Below are 19,449 nucleotides of genomic sequence, written 5' to 3'. Positions count from 1 at the left end.
GCAGCCGGTATGCTTTCAGCGAAATAAACGTTAATATATGAATAGTAGAGCCATTCAGCAATAGGCCGGAGCAGCATAAAAACTGCCGTGGATTAAAGTTGACGCATATAGTGCCGCTTGCTTAAATTAGTCAATTCATAGCTCAGCAGTAGTACATTTATGGGCTGATTATCTAGATCTAATGCGGAGAATGATAGCGGGCCTGGGGCCGACTGCGATATTCGCCTTGGTGTTTTGCTGGGGCCTGAAGCAGGCGGGGGCACAAGCCCCGTCGTCGGCATCCAGCCCGGGACAGCCAATTGCATGGGCCGTGGCCGCAGCCCGAGCCACACATGGCCAGGCCCAGCAGCACCGCATCGACAGCGTGCGTGGGCTGGTACGGGCCCATCCCCAACTGGATTCTGTTCGGATAGTCCTGCTCACGCACCTGGCCAGCGAGCTGAAGCTGCAGAATGTGCAGTCGGCCCGCCCGGTGCTGGAAGCAGCCGTGCAGTTGTCTCGCCAATTGGCCATCGGGGATTTATTAGCGGAATGCTTGCTGGACCTGGCCGACTACCATATCACCCTGGCCGAATACGGCCCGGCCGTGCGGCGGCTGCGGGAGTCTCGGCAGGAGTTTGCCCGCATGCACGACCAGGGAGGCGAGGTGCGGTGCCTGGGCCGCCTGGCCCTGGTGGCCGACCAGCGGGGCCAGTACGCCTCCAGCCTGGCCTACTGCCTGCAAGGCCTGGCGCTATCCGACAGCGGCGATGTGCGCCGCTTTAATACTACCCTCAAGATTCAAGCCGGCGGCACCTTCAACAAGCTGGGCGATTACGCCCATGCCCGTTCTTACCTGCTGGATGCGTTGCAGGTGGCCCGAAAGTACGATTACCCCGACCGCATCAACCTAGCTTTGGCCGGGCTCGGCGATGTGTGCCGCAGCCAAAAGCAATGGGAGGCCGCGCGGCTCTACTACACGCAAAGCCGGGCCGTGAGCCAGCGCCTGGGCAATGCGCCGGAAGTGCTGGCTATGCAAGTCAATCTGGCGGAAGTGAGCGAGCGGCAGGGCAAGCTGCAGGAGGCGTTTGCGCTGGGGTACCCGGCGCTGCGCCAGTCGGTGGCGGCGGGCCAGCGGCTGGCCATTCCGCGGGCGCTGGGGGTGCTGGCCCGGGCTTTCCTGCGGGTGGGCCAGCCCGATAGCGCCATTCGGTACGGGCAGCGCAGCCTGCGCGCCAGCCAGCAGGCGCGCTTCAACGAAGGCGGGCGGGCGGCCAACGATGTACTGGCGCTGGCATATGCGGCGCGCCAGGATTTCGCGCGGGCTTATGAGGCCTCCATTGGCCGCAAGCTGTACAACGACAGCCTGCTGAGCGAGGCCACCACCCGCAGCACGGCCGCGCTGCAGCTCAATTTTGAGCTGGGGCAGACGCAAGCCAAAATCAAGCTCCTCACGCAGCAGGCCCGCCTGCAAAATCAGCAGCGCGAATTGGATAAGCTGCGCCAGGAAAACCAGCTTATTGGCATGGCGGGGCTGACCGTGGTGGCCATGGGATTTGCCGTCTACCTGTTTTGGCGGTTTCGGCGGCGGCAGAGTGCCCGCGAAACCGCCCTGCGGGAAAGCCTGGCCGCCGATTTGCGCAACGACGTGGGGGCCTTGCTGCGTCAAATCAGCCTGCAAAGCAACCTGCTGCAGGAGGGCCTGGCCGATGCGGCCGGCCAGCGCCTGCAAATCAGCCGGCTGTCCGATGCCAGCCGAACCGCCGTGCGCCAGCTCAACGACGTGGTGTGGAGCCTCGACGCCAAGAACGATTACCTGGCCGACTTGCTCACCCGGATGCGGGACTACGCGCACGAAGTGCTCGACCCCAAAGGCATCGAATTTGCCTACGAGGTGCCCGAAGTGATACCCATTTACCGCCTGCCGGCCCGCTTACGCCGCAACCTGTACCTGATTTATAAAGAGAGCCTTCAGAACATTGCCCAGCACGCGCAGCACGTATCGCGCGCCACGGTGCGCGTGCGGCTGGAAGGGCCCCAGCTCATTGTAGATATTATGGACAACGGGCAGCCAGCGCCGGCCTTCAGCCCACTTGGCCCGGCCGGCCGCGGGGGGAACGGCCGGGCCAGTATCGAGCTGCGGGCGACGGCCATGGGCGGGGCCGCCAGCACCGGCCCGGTGCTGGCGGCAAATGGTACTGTAGCCGGTTTTGGAGTACGGGTAGCCGTGCCGCTGCCCTCCGCCTGATTCAGCAAAAATCAAATGGGTTTTAGCGTTCAATGCAAAAGGCGAATGCCGGCCCTTCGCAGAGATTAATTTTAATATTAATATAGTTGCGTTTACTCCTTCGGTCAGCCCAAAATTCCCGCGGTTTCATCGGCTGATTTTATTGATTACGGTACCGCCGCTAATCAATAGCAAGTTGACTTAAGTGAAAGCTCGGCCGTAACAATCCGAAATACTTGTAAAAACCTACGTAAAAAGTGCGGCTTGTGGGCAACCTACGTATTGTGTTGTACGGTTTTTTTCGTAGGTTTGAATCGCCGCCTAGGGGTAGACTAGTCGGCACATTCCACGGAAAAGCCCGGACCCTTGGTTCGGGCTTTTTTCGTTTGGTCAAAACGAGCATATTGTCGGGCTTTAATGCAACGGCAGATGTTGATAGTTGGCTAGTATTTTTAGCTTGCTTTTTGGCCAAAAATTGCCGTATTTTGAAGCCTTTGTTCGCTTTTTATGGCTTTTGGAATTTGCTGGTTGATTGCAAATTCGCTAAGAAATTTGGGAACTTTCCGGCCTGGGCTGGAATTGTAATATGTTGCGCTCCGCGCTGATTCCGGTATTTTTGATGGCATTCGCCGACCTCTTTCGTTTCCCACGTGGCTACTCTCGATACTCCTGATTCCGAATTCCCCGACCAAAATATTTTGCAACCCGGTGATTCGGTCGACTTTGACTTAACGGCGTTTTCGCCTGCCGCGGCGGCGGATGCCCAGGAACCCGCCAGTTTTGCCGACCAAGCAGCTGAGCAGGCGGCTGCCGAGAGCAGCCAGGAAGCCGTGGACGCGGCCGATTTATTCGGCGACTTGCCGGCCGTGCACCTGGCGGCCGAGACCGTGCCCGAACCCGAAACCGAGGAGGAGCCCAAGTTTGCGCCCGGCGAGACCATTCACGACGTGGCCACGGTGAAGGGCATGTACCAGAACTGGTTTCTGGACTATGCCTCGTATGTGATTCTGGAGCGGGCCGTGCCAGCCATTGAAGACGGCCTGAAGCCCGTGCAGCGGCGCATTCTGCACGCCATGAAGGAGATGGACGACGGCCGCTTCAACAAGGTGGCCAACGTCATCGGCCAGACCATGCAGTACCACCCGCACGGCGACGCCAGCATCGGCGATGCCATGGTGAACCTGGGCCAGAAAGACCTGCTCATCGAAACCCAGGGCAACTGGGGCGACGTGCGCACCGGCGACGGCGCCGCCGCGCCCCGCTACATCGAAGCCCGCCTGAGCAAGTTTGCGCTGGATGTCGTGTTCAATCCAGACACCACCGAGTGGCAGCTCAGCTACGACGGCCGCAAGCGCGAGCCCACCACGCTGCCCGTAAAATTCCCGTTACTGCTCGCGCAGGGCGTGGAAGGCATTGCCGTGGGCTTGAGCACCAAGATTATGCCCCACAACTTCCGCGAGCTGTGCAAAGCCAGCATCGACGTGCTGCGGGGCAAAGAAGTGCAGCTGTTTCCGGACTTCTCGACCGGCGGCTTGTGTGACGTGAGCAACTACAATTCCGGCATGCGCGGGGCCCGCATCCGCCTACGCGCCACCATCGAGAAAGTCGACAAAACCCTGCTCATCATCCGCGACATTCCCTACGGTTCCACCACCACGGCGCTGATGGAGAGCATCGTTAAGGCCTCGGAAGCCAACAAAATCAAGATTAAGAAGGTGGTCGACAACACGGCCGCCGACGTGGAAATTCAGGTACAGCTGCCCACCGGCGTCTCGCCTGACCTGACCATCGACGCGCTGTATGCCTTCACCGACTGCGAAATCAGCATCTCGCCCAACACCTGCGTCATCATCGACGAAAAGCCCCGGTTTGTGGGCGTGGAGGACGTGCTGCGCCAAAGCACCAAGGCCACGGTGCGCCTGCTGGAGCGCGAGCTGGAAATCCGCCAGGACGAGCTGTGGGAGAAATGGCACAATGCGTCGCTGGAGAAGATTTTCATCGAGAACCGCATTTACCGCAAGATAGAGGAATGCGAGACCTGGGCAGAAATCCTGGAGACCATTGATAAGGGTCTGAAGAAATTTGTGCGCATCGAGGGGGAGAAGGCCAAGGCCGACGACACCCGCATTGTGCTGCGCCGCCCCATCGAAGAAGAGGACCTGACCCGCCTGACCGAAATTCGCATCAAGCGCATTTCGAAGTTCGACGGGTTCAAGGCCGACGAGTACATCCAGCGCCTGGAAGCCGAACTGGCCGAAGTAGCCGACCACCTCGCCAACCTGACCCGCTACGCCATCCAGTACTTCGAAAACCTGCTCAAGAAGTACGGCGCGGGCCGCGAGCGTAAAACCCAGCTCCGCACCTTCGACGTGGTGACGGCCCAGAAAGTGGCCATTGCCAACCAGAAGCTTTACGTGAACCGCGTCGACGGTTTTGTGGGCTACGGCCTCAAGAAAGACGAATTCGTGTGCGACTGCTCGGACCTGGACGATATCATCGCCATCAAGCGCGACGGCACGTTTACGGTGACCAAAATCGCGGAAAAGACCTTCGTGGGCCGCGATATCCTGCACGTGGGCGTGTACAACAAGAACGACGACCGGCTGGTGTACAACATGGTGTACCTCGACGGCGCCTCCGGCATCAGCTTCGCCAAGCGCTTCCTGGTGTCGGGCATCACCCGCGACAAAACCTACGACCTGACTAAAGGCACCAAAGGCACCAAAGTGCTGTACCTGACTGCGAATCCCAACTCGGAATCCGAGATTGTGAACATTCAGCTCTCGGACAAGGCGCCGGCGCGGGTGAAGCAGTTTGACTTTGATTTTGCCGAGCTCGGCATCAAGGGCAAAGGCTCGATGGGCAACATTGTGACCAAGCAGCCCATTAAGAAAATCACGCAGAAAACCCTGGGCGACTCCACCCTGGGCGGGCGCGAGATATTCTTCGACAGCGTAGTGGGCCGGCTCAACACCGCGGGCCACGGCCGCTACCTGGGCCAGTTTGATACTGAACATCACGTCTTGGTGGTTTTCAAGGACGGCAGCTACGAGCTAACCACGCCCGACCCCGCCAACCACTACGACGTGCCCAATATTGTGCTGCTGCGCAAGTATGAGCCCGACCTGGTGCTTAGCGCGGTGTACGTGGACGGCGAAACCAAAATCCATTACGTCAAGCGTTTCAAAATCGAAACCAGCACGTTGGGCAAGCGCTTCACCTTCATCTCCGAAACCAAGGGCTCGAAGCTGCTGGCCGTCACCGCCAACCCCGAGCCGCTGGTGGAAGTGAAGTTTCAGAAGGACAAGAAATCCGATAAGGAAACCGAGAAAATCAACCTGCACGACTTCATCGACGTGAAGGGCTGGAAGGCGATGGGCAACAAGCTCAACTACTTTAAAGTGCACGCCTTAACACTGCTCACCGACGAAGGCCCCGAGCCCCAGCGCCGCGAGGTAGCCAAGAAGCGCGTGGCCGCGGCGTTGCCCAAGCCAGGGGAGAACGGGGGAGGAGCGGCCGAGGCCGAACGCCCCGAGCCCACTGGGGCGGTGGACGTGACGGCCGAAGAAGTAGCCCAGGCACGGGAGTTGCTCAAGCGCCCAAAGGCGCAATTGGGCCTGTTCTAATGCGCAGAGCCATTGGTATCGGGTAACCGGGAGAACTTTTCTTCTGACCGGCTGCCTGATACCAGTTGTTAGCTACTTCCTTTTGGTGCCTCGTTTCTTTGCCTTTATGCTTGTTGTGCCCTGGTTGCTGTCGTGTCCTGCCTTTCCATTCAGGCAGTGGCGAAGCTGGCTGCTGGGAGTACTCATGCTGGGCTGGCTCGCCACGCCAGCTGCTGGGCAGTTCCGGACCCAGCCGCGCAAGCCAGCCACAGCCGCCCCCAGCCAGCGGCCACTCAACGCGCTGCCGCCGGACCCGCCGGCGGTGCAGGCCCAGCTCTTTCAAGCCGCCACGCTCGCCAAGGGCTTCAAAGATTCGGAGGCGCTGGCCGTTTACCAGGAGATTCTTAAAGGCACTCCCAACCATTATTTGTCGCTGTGCCAGGCCGCGGTGCTTAGCGTAAAAATTGGCAGCCGGTATTCCGACGAAACCCGCAAGTCGGCGTATTTCGACGCCGGCCGCCAGTACGCCGACCGCGCCCTGCTCATTCGGCCCGAAGGTGGCGAAAGCAATTACGCCGTTGCCTTCGCCTTATTCAACCAAGCCACGCTTTACAAGGCCGGGGCCCGGTTGAAAGCCTTCCGGGATTTGCGTTCGCACGTGTACCTCGTCACGGAGCGGCGGCCTGATATCGCGGAGGGCTGGCAGTTGCTGGGCCGCTGGCAGTACCGCGTGGCCCACTACAACTTGCTCGAGCGACTGTACAGCAAATTTGTGCTGGGTGGTGTGCCCGAAGGGGGCGACAGCCACGAGGCCATGGAAGACCTGGAAAAAGCCCGGAAGCTGGCGCCCAACAACATCGAATTCTGCTACGACTTGGCCCGTATGTGCCGCTATCAGGGCCGCCGGCGGCGGGCCATTGAGGTGCTGCGCGAAGCGGAAAGAATTTCGCCCATCACCAGCGAAGACCTTGTCATAAGCAGGCTGTGCCGGCAGATGCTGCCTCCCTTACTGCGCGCCGATGCCCGCCGGAGCCAACGCTCCGCCCGGCTCGAACAGAAAGAAGCAGCACCGGCCACGCTGCCGCCTAGCCCAAGCCCGGCCGCTGCCGATTCCGTTAGTCGCAAGCAGTAGCTTGGCTAGTAAGTCGATTTGAAGCACCGCCACTTGAGCTGATTGCAACTAGGCAGGCCTGTATTTGGCGCTTTTGGCTGGGTTAAAAGGCACTTCCAGGCCACGCATTAAGTTATTGATACTGTCTAAAAAGGTGCTCAAGAAGTCAGCGCAAGCTTATCCTCAACCGCTGCAGCTACCTTTGAACCACGCTTTCCTGCCGCTTGGCCTGTTCATGACCCGCCGTTTGCCTTTCTTTCTGGTTCTGCTCGCCGCCTGCCAGGCCGAGCCCAATGAACGGCCCGATACGCTGGTTAATTTGGCTACCGTCCAAAGCGGCCCCCGCGTGCAGGCCGATGAGCTGAACGGAGCCATTGTTCGGGAGCCTAAAAACACGGCGCTATTGGCGCGTCGGGCCACTTTGCGCCTGGCCGCCGGGCAGCCCCGCGCCGCCCTCCAGGATGTCGCGACTGCCCTGGAAATCGATGACACCGACGGCCGGCTGTACTTTTTGCAAGCGCGGGCATATCGGGCGTTGGGCCAATTGCCGGAGGCCCTAGCCGCCGCTCGCCAAGCGGCCGAGCACGGTTATTCCGGGCCAGAGCTGCCCTTGCTGGTGGGCGAAACTCATCTGGCCGGGCGCAACTATTCGGCTGCCCTCGACAACCTCGACCGCACCCTGCGCCTCGACCCCGACCAGCCCTCGGCCCTTTTCTACAAAGGCCTGGCCTATGCTGCCACTGCCGATACCTCCACCGCCGTCCAGTACCTGCAGGACGCCCTGGCCCGGGACCCCCGCGAGCCCGAGATTCTTCATCAGCTGGCGTTTCTGCTTAATGCCTGGCGGGTGCCCGGCGATGCCGCCCGCTACGCGGCCTTGGGTATGAAGCTGGACACCACCTCCGGGCTGCTCCGGTACGACTACGGCCGCCAGCTCGAGCTGCAGGGCCGCCCCGATAGCGCCCTGTGGTACTACCGGCGCGCGTTGGCGCTGGACACCACCGTGTACCGGGCCGACTACCGCCTGGGCCTGGCCGCGGCCAAAGCGCGCAGCCCCCTTGCCGTAATAGAGCATCTCAGGCGGGCCCTGCGCCGCAATCCCCACCTGCCGCAGGCCCGCGCGCTGCTCGCCGAAGCACTGGAAACCCAAAACCGCCTGCCCGAAGCATTGGCTCAATACCGCCAGCTTGTGGCCGAAAACCCGGGCAACGCGCACTGGACCTTTAAAGTCTGGAAACTCAACGGCCGGGTGCAGGGCCAGCTGCCGGATAGCTTGCGGCCCGCGCCACGGTATTATTACCGCCGGCCCCCGCGCCCCGCGCCGATTAGCCCGCTGCCATCGCTCCGGCCCAGCACCGGGTGAAAGCCCCCGGGCCAGCACACAGAAGTGCTTGCGTGAGTTAAAAATTATAACCCCCGCTTCCTCAATAATCTTAAGTTCATTATTGAGCAACGTGTAACTTGCGCCCCGCTTAGCCCCACGGGGGCTTTTATTCCAATCCTATGCTCAATATTACCCTCCCCGACGGCTCGGTGCGCCAAGTCGAGTCTGGCTCTACGGGCCATGCCCTGGCCGCCAGTATCAGCGAAGGCCTGGCCCGCAATGCCTTGGCTGTGCGCGTCAACGGCGAAGTCCGCGACCTCTACCGTCCCTTCACGGAAGACGCCACCGTTGAAATCCTGACCTGGAACGACGAGGCCGGCAAGGCTACCTATTGGCATTCCTCGGCGCACCTCATGGCCGAAGCGCTCGAAACGCTCTATCCCGGCGTGAAGCTGGCCATCGGCCCCGCCGTGGAGAACGGCTTCTATTACGACGTCGATTTGGGCGAAGGCCGCAGCATTTCCAGCGAAGACTTCCCCGAAATCGAGAAAAAGATGCTGGAGCTGGCCAAGAACAAAAGCCGCTACATCCGCCAGGAAATCTCGAAGGCCGATGCCATCGCCTATTTCCAGGAAAAGCAGGACCCCTACAAATTGGAGCTGCTCGAAAACCTGGAAGACGGCCAGATTACCTTCTATACCCAAGGTGGTTTCACCGACCTCTGCCGCGGCCCGCACATCCCCGATACCAGCACCATTAAAGCAGCCAAGCTCATGAACGTGGCCGGTGCATACTGGCGCGGCGATGAGAAGAACAAGCAGCTCACGCGCCTCTACGGCATCACCTTTCCCAAAGCCAAGGACCTCACCGAGTACCTGGAGCGGCTGGAGGAAGCCAAGCGCCGCGACCACCGCAAGTTGGGCAAGGAGCTAAAGCTGTTTGCTTTCTCAGAGAAAGTAGGAGCGGGGCTGCCCTTGTGGCTGCCCAAAGGCACCGCCCTGCGCGAGCGCCTGGAACAGTTTATGCGCAAAGCTCAGGTGAAAGCCGGCTACCAGCCCGTCGTGACGCCCCACATCGGTGCCAAGGAGCTGTACGTGACCAGCGGCCACTACGAGAAATACGGCGCCGACTCGTTCCAGCCCATCAAAACGCCCAACCCCGGCGAGGAATTCTTCCTCAAGCCGATGAACTGCCCCCACCACTGCGAAATCTATAAAACCGAGCCACGCAGCTACCGCGACCTGCCCGTGCGCTACGCCGAGTTCGGCACCGTGTACCGCTACGAGCAGTCGGGCGAGCTGCACGGCCTGACCCGCGTGCGCGGCTTTACGCAGGACGATGCCCACATCTTCTGCCGGCCCGACCAGGTAAAAGACGAGTTCAAGAAGGTGATTGACCTGGTGCTGTACGTGTTCAAGAACCTAGGTTTTGAAGACTACACGGCCCAAATCAGCCTGCGCGACCCCGAGAACAAAACCAAGTACATCGGCTCCGATGAAAACTGGTTTCTCGCCGAAAACGCCATCAAGGAAGCCGCTGAGGAGAAGGGCTTGCCCACCGTGACCGAACTCGGCGAAGCCGCCTTTTACGGCCCCAAGCTCGATTTCATGGTGCGCGATGCCTTGGGCCGCCGCTGGCAGCTTGGCACCATTCAGGTAGATTACAACCTGCCGGAGCGGTTCGACCTCGAGTATGTCGCTTCCGACAACTCGCGTCAGCGCCCCGTGATGCTGCACCGCGCGCCCTTTGGCTCGCTGGAGCGGTTCGTGGCCGTGCTTATCGAGCACTGCGCCGGTAATTTCCCCCTGTGGCTGACGCCCGAGCAGTTCATCGTCCTCCCGATTTCGGACAAGTACATCGACTACGCCAACGAGGTGAAAGCCCAGCTGGAGCAGCGCGAGCTGCGCGGCACTGTAGATGCCCGCGATGAGCGCATCGGCCGCAAGATTCGCGACGCCGAGATGGGCAAAATTCCTTACCTGCTGGTTGTGGGCGAGAAAGAGGCTCAGGACAACATCATTTCGGTACGCAAGCACGGCGAAGGCGACCTAGGCTCGATGCCGCTGGATGCTTTTGTGAAGAGCGTGCAAAGCCAGATTATTGAAGCTTATTAATTAAGGCACAGCACCGTCAGGTTGAGCCAGCAACAGCAGCTCAATTTGACGGTGTTTGATTTAACTGGCCTAAGGCTCGGCTTAGTGCATTTCGCCGTTGATTTCATAAGTAATTTGCCTTTACCAAGATAAATACCGATATTTGCCCCCTGATTGCCAGGCCTTACCAGGCCTAAACCGCCCCGAATCTCATTTCCCGCCACTTTTTTAGGAGGAGGACCAAACCATAGCAGCCCCGAATCGTCGGTACGTGCCCCGCCAGCAGGTGGAAGAGCCGTTCAAAATCAACCAAAAAATCCTGGCTCGCGAAGTGCGCCTGGTCGGCGACAACGTCGAGCAAGGCGTTTATCCGACCGACCAGGCCCGGAAAATGGCCCAGGACCAGAATCTCGACCTCGTTGAGATTTCACCCACGGCCACGCCACCCGTATGCCGCGTCATCGACTACTCGAAATTCAAGTACGAGCAGAAGAAGAAGACCCGCGAGCTGAAGGCCAAGCAGACCAAGGTCGTCCTGAAAGAAATTCGTTTCGGCCCCAATACCGACGAGCACGACTTCGCCTTTAAGGTGAAGCACGCCCAGGAGTTTTTGCGCGAAGGCGCGAAAATCAAGAGCTATGTGCACTTTGTAGGTCGTAGCATCGTGTTTAAAGAGCGGGGCGAAATCCTGCTGCTCAAGTTTGCCCAGGCCCTCGAGGACCTGGCCAAAGTAGAGCAGCTGCCCAAGCTCGAAGGCAAGCGCATGTTCCTGTACCTCGCCCCCAAAGCGGCGGCCGTCGTGAAGCCCGCTGCGAAGACCGCCGCTGCACCCGATGCCAAGGCTGAGAAAAAAGCGCCCAAGCCTTCTGCTGAGCCGGCTGGCAAAGCAGCTGAATCGGCACCGGCGACCACGGACGCTGAATAGATTTTACCGGTTGAAGATGGCTTCCCGACCCCCGGTCGGTCAGCAATCAACAATCAACAACCAACCCTCCAACAACCACTACAATGCCGAAAGTAAAGACGAAATCCGGTGCTAAGAAGCGCTTTGCGCTCACCGGAACGGGCAAGGTGAAGCGGAAGCACGCCTTCAAATCACACATCCTCACGAAGAAGACGACCAAGCAAAAGCGTGGTTTGACCCACACGGGCCTCGTGAGCAGCGCCGACATGAACCGCGTGCGCCAGATGTTGAATATCTGATTTGTTGTCAGTTGCTCATGGTCAGTTGTTGGAGTTTACTGCATCTGATTTGATACCAATAACTGACAGCCAACAACTAATAACTAAACCATCACCAGGCTTCCGGCTCTAAGACAACCCTCTGTCGCCGGCTGCCAAAAACTCTCTAGGTTATGCCAAGAAGTGTCAACCACGTGGCCTCGCGCCACCGTCGTAAGAAAATCATGCGTTTGGCGAAAGGCTATTATGGCCGTCGCAAAAACGTATGGACCGTAGCCAAGAACGCCGTTGAAAAAGGCCTCTTGTACGCTTACCGCGACCGTAAAGTAAAGAAGCGCGAATTCCGTGCCCTCTGGATTCAGCGTATCAACGCCGGCGCTCGTGAACACGGCCTGTCGTACTCGCAGCTGATGGGCGGCCTGAAAAAGGCTGGCATCGAACTCAACCGCAAAGTGCTGGCTGATTTGGCGCTGAACCACCCAGAGGCCTTCAAAGGCATCGTGGAAAAAGTGAAGTAATTGCCCCTGTGCGTCAAGAACCAAGAAAACGCTGGCCCTTGGGTTCAGCGTTTTCTTGTTTTTGGCCCAGAAAAATAGCTCAGATTAAATATTGAGCTAAAATGAAGTCAGTATTACTCTGGAAGTAGTGCCGCCTTCGAAAGTCCCTAAAGCAAAAAAACCGCCTCAGCGTAGCTGAAACGGTTTCTGAAGTAGCGGGGACGAGAGTTGAACTCGTGACCTCAGGGTTATGAATCCTGTGCTCTAACCAACTGAGCTACCCCGCCGGGTTTTTTGTGGGTGCAAAGGTAACGCTACAATTGGCCCCGACGCAAGGTCCTGGGGCAAAAAACACTGTATTTCTCCCTCGCGGCCGGTTTCAGACCCTTGTTTGACGAGGCCCCTTCGTATTGTAAATTATGGCTCTGCCTGATACCCAAACCAAAACACGCTTCGTGGTGGAATTTCCCATCAACGCTTCGCCTAAAATTCTTTTTCCTTATTTGGCTACCGCTTCCGGTCTTTCGCAGTGGTTTTGCGACGATGTGCGCTACGTGGAAGGTCAGCGGCTCAATTTTATTTGGGACCAGGAAAACCATTACGCCGAGATTTCGGGCCAGCGGCTGAACCGGGCCATCAGGTTCGTGTTCTTGAACGACCTGCGCCAGCAAGTGGCCGACGCGAATTATCTGGAGTTTACGCTTGATTCGTCGCAGGTAACCGACGAAGTGTATTTGCGGGTGATTGACTACTCGTCGGCACACGATGCCGGGGAGCAGCAAGAAATGTGGGAGGGCCTGGTGGCCAAGCTCCGCGAGCAAGTAGGAGGGTAGAAACCGCGCGAATCCTCCGATTGGGGTGGGGGCGGTTCCGGTACTTTTTTCCTTGGACTTTCGTTTCAGCGCCGACGTACAGTTCAGTGTTAGCGCCGTTTTCTATGCTTAAGAAGCTCGACAAGCTTATTCTAAAGGCCTTTGCTGGCCCCTTCCTGCTCACGTTCGCGGTGGTGCAGTTTATTCTGCTTACGCATACACTGCTCAAGTACCTCGACGATATCATCGGCAAGGATTTGGGCACGGGGGTGCTGCTGCAGCTGCTGTTTTACTTCAGTGTGCTCATCGTGCCCATTTCGCTGCCGTTGGCCGTGCTGCTGTCGTCGCTCATGACTTATGGCAACTTGGGCGAGCACCACGAGCTCACGGCCATCAAGGCCTCCGGCATTGCCTTAACGCGGATTTTGCGGCCGGTGCTGCTGCTCACGGTGGGTCTGGCCGTGGGAGCCTTTTGGTTCAACGAAACCATCGTGCCCAAGGCCAACCTGAAAGCCTACAGCCTGCTTTGGGATGTACGCCAGCAAAAACTAGCCTTGGACATTCGGGAAGGCGTTTTTTATAACGGCATTCCCGGCTATACCATTAAGGTCGACAAGAAAACGGGCGAAAATGGCGACCGCCTGCACGGGGTGATGATTTACGACCACACCCAGAAGTCGGGCAATGCCACCGTGATGCTGGCCGACTCCGGGCGCATGTTCACCCGTTTTAATGGCGGTTACCTTAGCCTCGAGCTGTTCCATGGCCACAACTACGTGGAGCAGCCCGATGCGCAGGACCGGGCCGGTGCCAGCTTTGTGCGCCAAGGTTTCGACCACAACCTGGTCACGTTTTCGTTGGCATCGTTCGACCTGGGCCGTACCAAAGAAGACTTGTTCAAGGAAAACCGGATGATGCTCAATATTCCGCAGCTGCACAATGCCACGGATTCGATTCAGAAGAAGCTAACCCACGAGCAGCACCAGGTGCCCCGGCAAGTCAACGCCTACTTCACCTTCCTGCGCTTCGATACCACCGGCCGGGCGGCCAACCGCCGCGTGGCCCACTTGCAGGTGCCGGCTTCGCGCCTGGCCGCGCCGACCGCGCCCATCATTCAGCAGGCCACTAACCGGGCCAACAACCTCCGGGCCTTTGCCAACTCCACCTCGGAACGGCTCAACGATTACGCCCGGAATTCGGCCCTGTTCCGCATTGAGGTCTACCGCAAGTATTCGCAGTCGGTGGCGGTGTTGCTCATGTTCCTGATTGGGGCGCCGCTGGGCTCAATTATCAAGAAGGGCGGCCTGGGGGTTCCCATCCTCGTTTCCATCCTCTTCTTTATCATTTATTACGTGCTTAGCATCATGGGCGAGAAGTACGGCCGCGAGTTTGTGTGGCCGGTTGGCATCGGCATGTGGATGTCGAACCTGGTGCTGCTGCCGGCTGGTTTGTTTTTCCTGTACCAGGCTTATAATGACTCGGGCCTGCTTGAGCTGGACTTCTGGCGCCGTCTGCCCCAGCGCCTGGGCATTCCGGGCCTGCGGAAGATTACTGAGCCGGTAGAAGAATAAGCGGCGGTTTTAGCTCAATAAGGCAGAACGTTAAGCAATGGAAAATTTCCCATATCGCGCTTTTATCCTGTTTTAAAATTGCGTACCTTTGCGGCACCCCAATGTGTGGGGTAGCAAATCAACATTTTTTTCATCCCAAAATCTAAGACGGGGTAACACCTATCAACCGATGATTTTAACTACAGAAGCAAAACAGGCCATTTTCGAAAAGAACAGCCTGCAGAAATTGAAAACCGATACCGGTTCGGCCGAGGCGCAGATTGGCCTCTTCACCCACCGCATCAACCACCTCACCGAGCACCTCAAGGCCAACAAGAAGGACCACAGCACGCGCTTGGGCCTGCTGAAGCTGGTAGGTAAGCGCCGCCGCATGTTGGACTACCTGCAGCACCGCGAAATCAACCGCTACCGCGCCATCATCAAGGAGCTGGGCATCCGTAAATAAGTCCAGAGTCTGAGAGTAGGGAGCCTTCCAACGAAGGTTCCCTACTCTTTTTTTGTTCGGGTCGGTTTTGCGCCGAGGCTGGCCCGTGGCACTGTTTTGTATCGGCGCGCTGTTGCTGTGTTTTCTGAGTAACGAATGCTGCTGGCGGTATTCGTTTTTGGCTGCTCGCCCGCTGTCGCTTTTCTAAGCAAATCCCGCTGATGTCCCAACCCCACGCCATTACCAAAACCTTGGCGCTGCCTGACGGCCGCGTTATCTCCATCGAAACCGGCAAGCTGGCCAAATTCGCCGACGGCGCCGTTGTGGTTCGCCTCGGCGACACCATGCTGCTCGCCACGGTGGTTTCGGCCCCGAGCCAGCGCGAAGGCGTTGACTTCCTGCCGCTGTCGGTAGATTACCAGGAGAAATTCGGCTCGGCCGGCAAAATCCCCGGCTCGTTCCAGCGCCGCGAAGGCCGCCTGTCGGACTATGAAATCCTGGTCTGCCGCCTCGTTGACCGCATCCTGCGGCCCATGTTCCCCAAGGACTACCACTACGAAGTGCAGGTGATGATTACGCTCATCTCTGCCGACAAAGAAGTGCAGCCCGACGCCCTAGCCGCTTTGGCCGCTTCGGCTGCTTTGTCGATTTCGGACATTCCGTTTGCTGGGCCCATTTCCGAAGTGCGCGTGGCGCGCATCGACGGCCAGTTCCAGATTAACCCCAAGACTTCCGACCTGGCCCGGGCCGACATGGACCTCATGGTAGGCGCTACGGCCGACTCCGTGGCCATGGTGGAAGGTGCCATGAAGGAAGTGAGCGAAGAAGAAATGGTGGCAGCCATTGCCTTCGGCCACGAAGCCATCAAGGCTCAGTGCCAGCTGCAAAAGGACCTGGCGGAAGCCGTGGGACGTGAAGCCAACTCACCTACCCGCGAGTACCCTCAGTACGAGGAGAACGAGGACTTGAAGAAGCACATCCACGCCAACATTTACCAGCACGCTTACGCCGTGGCCCGCTCCGGCAACACCAGCAAAGGTGGCCGCAAGGAAGGCTTCTCGGAAGTAAAAAAGGCGTTTTTGGAAAAGCTCTTGGCTGAGCAGCCTGAGCTGGACATGAAGATGTTCGGCCGCTACTACAGCGCGGCTGAGAAGAAAGCCATCCGCGACATGATGGTGAAAGAGCGGGTGCGCCTCGACGGCCGCCAGCTCACCGAAATCCGCCCTATCTGGTCGGAAATCAACTATTTGCCCGGTGCCCACGGCTCGGCAATCTTCACCCGCGGCGAAACCCAAAGCCTGACCACGGCCACGCTCGGCACCAAGCTCGACGAGCAGATTGTGGACCAGCCCCTCACCAAGGGCTACTCGAAGTTTATGCTGCACTACAACTTCCCCGGTTTCTCGACCGGTGAGGTGAAGCCCAACCGGGGCGCTGGCCGCCGCGAAATCGGCCACGGCAATTTGGCCCTGCGCTCGCTGCGCCAGGTGCTGCCGCCCGATGACGAGAACCCCTACACCATCCGCATCGTGTCGGACATCCTGGAGTCGAACGGCTCTAGCTCGATGGCCACAGTATGCGCTGGCTCGCTAGCGCTGATGGACGCCGGCGTGAAGATTTCGGCTGCTGTAGCCGGTATCGCCATGGGTTTGGTACAGGACAAGGAAACCGGTGAGTACGCCGTACTGAGCGACATTCTCGGCGACGAGGACCACCTTGGCGACATGGACTTCAAAGTAACCGGCACCGAGAAAGGCATTTGCGCCTGCCAGATGGACATCAAAATCCAGGGCTTGAGCAATGAGATTCTGACCGCCGCGCTGCACCAGGCCCGCGAAGGCCGCCTGCACATCCTGCGCGAAATGGCGAAGACCATCGCGGCGCCGGCTGCTGAGCTGAAACCTCACACCCCGCGCTCGCACAAAATGTTGATTGACAAAGAATTCATTGGCGCGGTAATCGGGCCAGGTGGCAAAGTCATTCAGCAAATCCAGAAGGATACCAACGCTACGGTTATCATCGAGGAGAAGGACGAGAAGGGCCACGTGAGCATCTACGCCTCCAACCAAGAGGACATGCAGGGCGCCATCGACCGCATCCGGGCCATCGCGGCCCAGCCGGAAGTGGGCGAGGTGTACAAAGGCAAGGTGCGCAGCATCCAGCCCTACGGTGCCTTCGTGGAAATCATGCCGGGCAAAGACGGCTTGCTGCACATCTCCGAGGTGACGCACGAGCGCATTCAGACCTTGGAAGGCTTGTTGGAAGTGGGGCAGGATATTGACGTGAAACTGGTGGAAATCGATAAGAAAACCGGCAAGTACCGGCTCTCGCGCAAAGTGCTGTTGCCCAAGCCCGAAGCGGCTGCTGCCAGCAACGGCGAAGCTAAAGCATAGCTTGAGCCAATTGTCCCGAACTAATGTCAGGGGGAGCCTGTTGGCTTCCTCTGACTGAGGGACTAGCCGGGCGGCTTTTTCTTACGTATAACCCCATCAGATATCGTTCTTACCTAGTCCCATGAGACAGCTAAAAATTAGTAAGCAGATTACCAACCGCGAAAGCCAGTCGCTGGATAAATACCTCCAGGAGATTGGCAAGGTTGATTTGCTCACGCCCGACGAGGAGGTAACGCTCGCGCAGCGTATCCGCGACGGGGACCAGCAAGCGCTGGAAAAATTAACCAAAGCCAACTTACGTTTCGTCGTATCGGTAGCCAAGCAGTACCAGAACCAAGGTCTTTCGCTCGGTGACCTCATCAACGAGGGCAACTTGGGCCTTATTAAAGCCGCCAAACGCTTTGATGAAACCCGCGGCTTTAAATTCATTTCCTACGCCGTGTGGTGGATTCGCCAGTCCATCCTGCAGGCCCTGGCCGAGCAGAGCCGCATCGTGCGTCTGCCCCTGAACCGCGTGGGCTCGCTGAACAAAATCAGCAAGTCTTTCTCGGAACTCGAGCAGAAGTTTGAGCGCGAGCCTTCGCCAGAAGAAATTGCCGAAGTGCTGGAGCTGACCACTTCGGAAGTGGTGGATACCCTGAAAATCTCGGGCCGCCACGTATCCGTGGATGCTCCTTTTGTGCAGGGTGAAGAAAACCGCTTGCTCGACGTGCTCGAAAACGAGGATGAGGAGTCGCCGGACATGGCCCTGATGAATGACTCGCTCCGCAAGGAAGTGCAGCGTGCCCTGAGCACGCTCACCAAGCGCGAAGCCGACGTTATCACCTTGTACTTCGGGTTGAACGGCGAAGCTGCTCTCACCCTGGAGGAGATTGGTGAGAAGTTTAACCTGACCCGCGAGCGGGTGCGTCAGATTAAGGAGAAGGCCATTCGTCGGTTGCGGCACACGTCGCGCTCGAAAGCGCTGAAGCCTTATCTCGGCTAATCAATTAGTTTTGCAGAATGAAAAACCCCGACCGTTAGGTTGGGGTTTTTTGTACGGTTTAGCGCTTGTTGTCGTCTACCGGCTGGCAGCCCAAGTTGGGATTGCCGGTCAGGCGTAGGCTGACTTTTTAGGTAGCTGGCTGTTTTATTTTCATCGCCCAACGATACGCGAGGCTACACGCTTCGCGCCGCATTCCCAATGTCTGAACACATTAAATGCCTGATTATAGGCTCCGGCCCAGCCGGATACACTGCTGCCATTTACGCTGCCCGGGCCAACATGGCCCCCGTAATGTACATGGGTTTGCAACCCGGTGGCCAGCTCACCATTACTAACGACGTAGAAAACTTCCCGGGCTATGCCGATGGCGTGATGGGCCCGCAGATGATGGAAGACCTGAAGAAACAGGCCTCCCGCTTCGGCACAGACATCCGCTACGGCATTGCCACAGCGGTAGACTTCTCGGTGCACCCGCGCAAGGTTACCATCGATGAAACGCTGGAATTGACGGCGGATACCGTCATTATTGCCACCGGCGCTTCGGCCAAGTGGCTGGGCATTCCGTCGGAAGCCCGGCTGAATGGCTCGGGCGTGTCGGCCTGCGCCGTGTGCGACGGCTTCTTTTACCGGGGCCAGGAAGTGGCCATTGTGGGCGCCGGCGACACCGCGGCTGAGGAAGCAACCTACCTCGCCAACCTGTGTAGCAAGGTGACCATGATAGTGCGCAAGGGCGAAATGAAGGCCTCGAAAATCATGCAGCAGCGCGTGCTGGACAACCCCAAGATTGAGGTGCTGTTTAATACCGTGACCGATGAGATTCTGGGCGAGCACAGCGTGGAAGGCGTTCGCGTGAAAAACCTGCTGACCCACGAAACCCGGGAAATTAAACTGACCGGCTTTTTTGTGGCCATTGGGCACGAGCCCAACTCCAAGATTTTTCAGCCCTACCTGCACCACGACGAGCAGGGCTACCTGAAGACGATACCGGGCACGAGCAAGACCAACATCGACGGCGTTTTTGCCTGTGGCGACGTGCAGGACTACACTTATCGGCAGGCCGTGACGGCCGCTGGCACCGGCTGCATGGCCGCTCTCGACGCCGAACGATATTTAGCTGCGCTGGGCGTACACTAAAATCATTGCATTGACGTGTTAGTAGGGACGAGCTTTGTGATTCGTCTTTACTAACCGCTTTGTTTAGCATGAACGGTATGACCGCGGGGGCGTTCTCTTCGCGGCCGGCCCT

Annotated in this window: 13 protein-coding genes, 1 tRNA gene and 1 pseudogene; 14 read left to right on the top strand and 1 reads right to left on the bottom strand. The window is 58.5% G+C overall.

Annotated features, from left to right (window positions below):
- Nucleotides 1-310 precede the first annotated feature (310 nt).
- The 8 genes and pseudogenes from AUC43_RS14715 to rplT all read left to right on the top strand — a co-directional run bounded on the left by AUC43_RS14715 (nt 311) and on the right by rplT (nt 12,039).
- Entirely contained in the window at nt 311-2,227 is a 1,917-nt protein-coding gene (locus tag AUC43_RS14715) for a tetratricopeptide repeat-containing sensor histidine kinase (RefSeq protein ID WP_068195187.1), read from the top strand.
- An 866-nt stretch (nt 2,228-3,093) separates the two neighbouring features.
- Nucleotides 3,094-5,832 (top strand): DNA gyrase/topoisomerase IV subunit A, encoded by a 2,739-nt coding sequence (locus tag AUC43_RS14710; protein WP_417999859.1) that lies wholly within the window; start codon nt 3,094-3,096, stop codon nt 5,830-5,832.
- Nucleotides 5,833-6,016: 184 nt separating this feature from the next.
- Nucleotides 6,017-6,943, top strand: a complete 927-nt coding sequence (locus AUC43_RS14705; RefSeq protein WP_068195181.1) for a tetratricopeptide repeat protein — start codon at nt 6,017-6,019, stop codon at nt 6,941-6,943.
- Between the two features lie 181 nt (nt 6,944-7,124).
- On the top strand, nt 7,125-8,285 hold the full coding sequence (locus AUC43_RS14700) for a tetratricopeptide repeat protein (protein ID WP_068195177.1): 1,161 nt from the start codon (nt 7,125-7,127) through the stop codon (nt 8,283-8,285).
- Between the two features lie 140 nt (nt 8,286-8,425).
- On the top strand, nt 8,426-10,360 hold the full coding sequence (gene thrS / locus AUC43_RS14695; protein WP_068195174.1) for a threonine--tRNA ligase: 1,935 nt from the start codon (nt 8,426-8,428) through the stop codon (nt 10,358-10,360).
- Nucleotides 10,361-10,586: 226 nt separating this feature from the next.
- A pseudogene (gene infC / locus AUC43_RS14690) lies at nt 10,587-11,144 on the top strand (translation initiation factor IF-3); the annotation flags it as partial.
- 203 nt (nt 11,145-11,347) lie between these two features.
- Complete coding sequence (rpmI, locus tag AUC43_RS14685) at nt 11,348-11,542, top strand: 50S ribosomal protein L35 (RefSeq protein ID WP_046242504.1); 195 nt, start codon at nt 11,348-11,350, stop codon at nt 11,540-11,542.
- 152 nt (nt 11,543-11,694) lie between these two features.
- Entirely contained in the window at nt 11,695-12,039 is a 345-nt protein-coding gene (rplT, locus tag AUC43_RS14680) for a 50S ribosomal protein L20 (protein ID WP_068195169.1), read from the top strand.
- Between the two features lie 192 nt (nt 12,040-12,231).
- Here rplT and AUC43_RS14675 read toward each other — a convergent pair.
- A tRNA-Met gene (locus AUC43_RS14675) sits at nt 12,232-12,305 on the bottom strand.
- A gap of 132 nt (nt 12,306-12,437) precedes the next feature.
- On the opposite strand from AUC43_RS14675, the gene AUC43_RS14670 reads away from it, so the two are divergent.
- The 6 genes from AUC43_RS14670 to trxB all read left to right on the top strand — a co-directional run bounded on the left by AUC43_RS14670 (nt 12,438) and on the right by trxB (nt 19,337).
- Nucleotides 12,438-12,851 carry an START-like domain-containing protein gene (locus tag AUC43_RS14670; RefSeq protein WP_068195167.1) on the top strand — a complete coding sequence of 138 codons (414 nt, stop codon included), beginning with the start codon at nt 12,438-12,440 and terminating at the stop codon, nt 12,849-12,851.
- A gap of 104 nt (nt 12,852-12,955) precedes the next feature.
- The gene (locus AUC43_RS14665) at nt 12,956-14,401 is read left to right on the top strand and encodes an LptF/LptG family permease (RefSeq protein WP_068195163.1); all 1,446 of its coding nucleotides are present in this window, start codon (nt 12,956-12,958) and stop codon (nt 14,399-14,401) included.
- A gap of 169 nt (nt 14,402-14,570) precedes the next feature.
- Nucleotides 14,571-14,846 carry a 30S ribosomal protein S15 gene (gene rpsO / locus AUC43_RS14660; protein ID WP_068195160.1) on the top strand — a complete coding sequence of 92 codons (276 nt, stop codon included), beginning with the start codon at nt 14,571-14,573 and terminating at the stop codon, nt 14,844-14,846.
- Between the two features lie 200 nt (nt 14,847-15,046).
- Nucleotides 15,047-17,218 carry a polyribonucleotide nucleotidyltransferase gene (gene pnp / locus AUC43_RS14655; RefSeq protein ID WP_068195157.1) on the top strand — a complete coding sequence of 724 codons (2,172 nt, stop codon included), beginning with the start codon at nt 15,047-15,049 and terminating at the stop codon, nt 17,216-17,218.
- Nucleotides 17,219-17,339: 121 nt separating this feature from the next.
- Nucleotides 17,340-18,203, top strand: coding sequence for a sigma-70 family RNA polymerase sigma factor (locus AUC43_RS14650; protein ID WP_035566352.1), 864 nt, complete (start codon nt 17,340-17,342; stop codon nt 18,201-18,203).
- Between the two features lie 198 nt (nt 18,204-18,401).
- Entirely contained in the window at nt 18,402-19,337 is a 936-nt protein-coding gene (gene trxB / locus AUC43_RS14645; protein WP_068195154.1) for a thioredoxin-disulfide reductase, read from the top strand.
- The last annotated feature ends 112 nt before the right edge of the window (nt 19,338-19,449 follow it).

It is taken from the genome of Hymenobacter sedentarius (genome assembly GCF_001507645.1).
In the GTDB taxonomy this organism is placed as follows: Bacteria; Bacteroidota; Bacteroidia; order Cytophagales; family Hymenobacteraceae; genus Hymenobacter; species Hymenobacter sedentarius.
The sequence above is the reverse complement of the archived record's forward strand: the minus strand, read 5'-3'. Positions and strand labels throughout refer to the sequence as shown.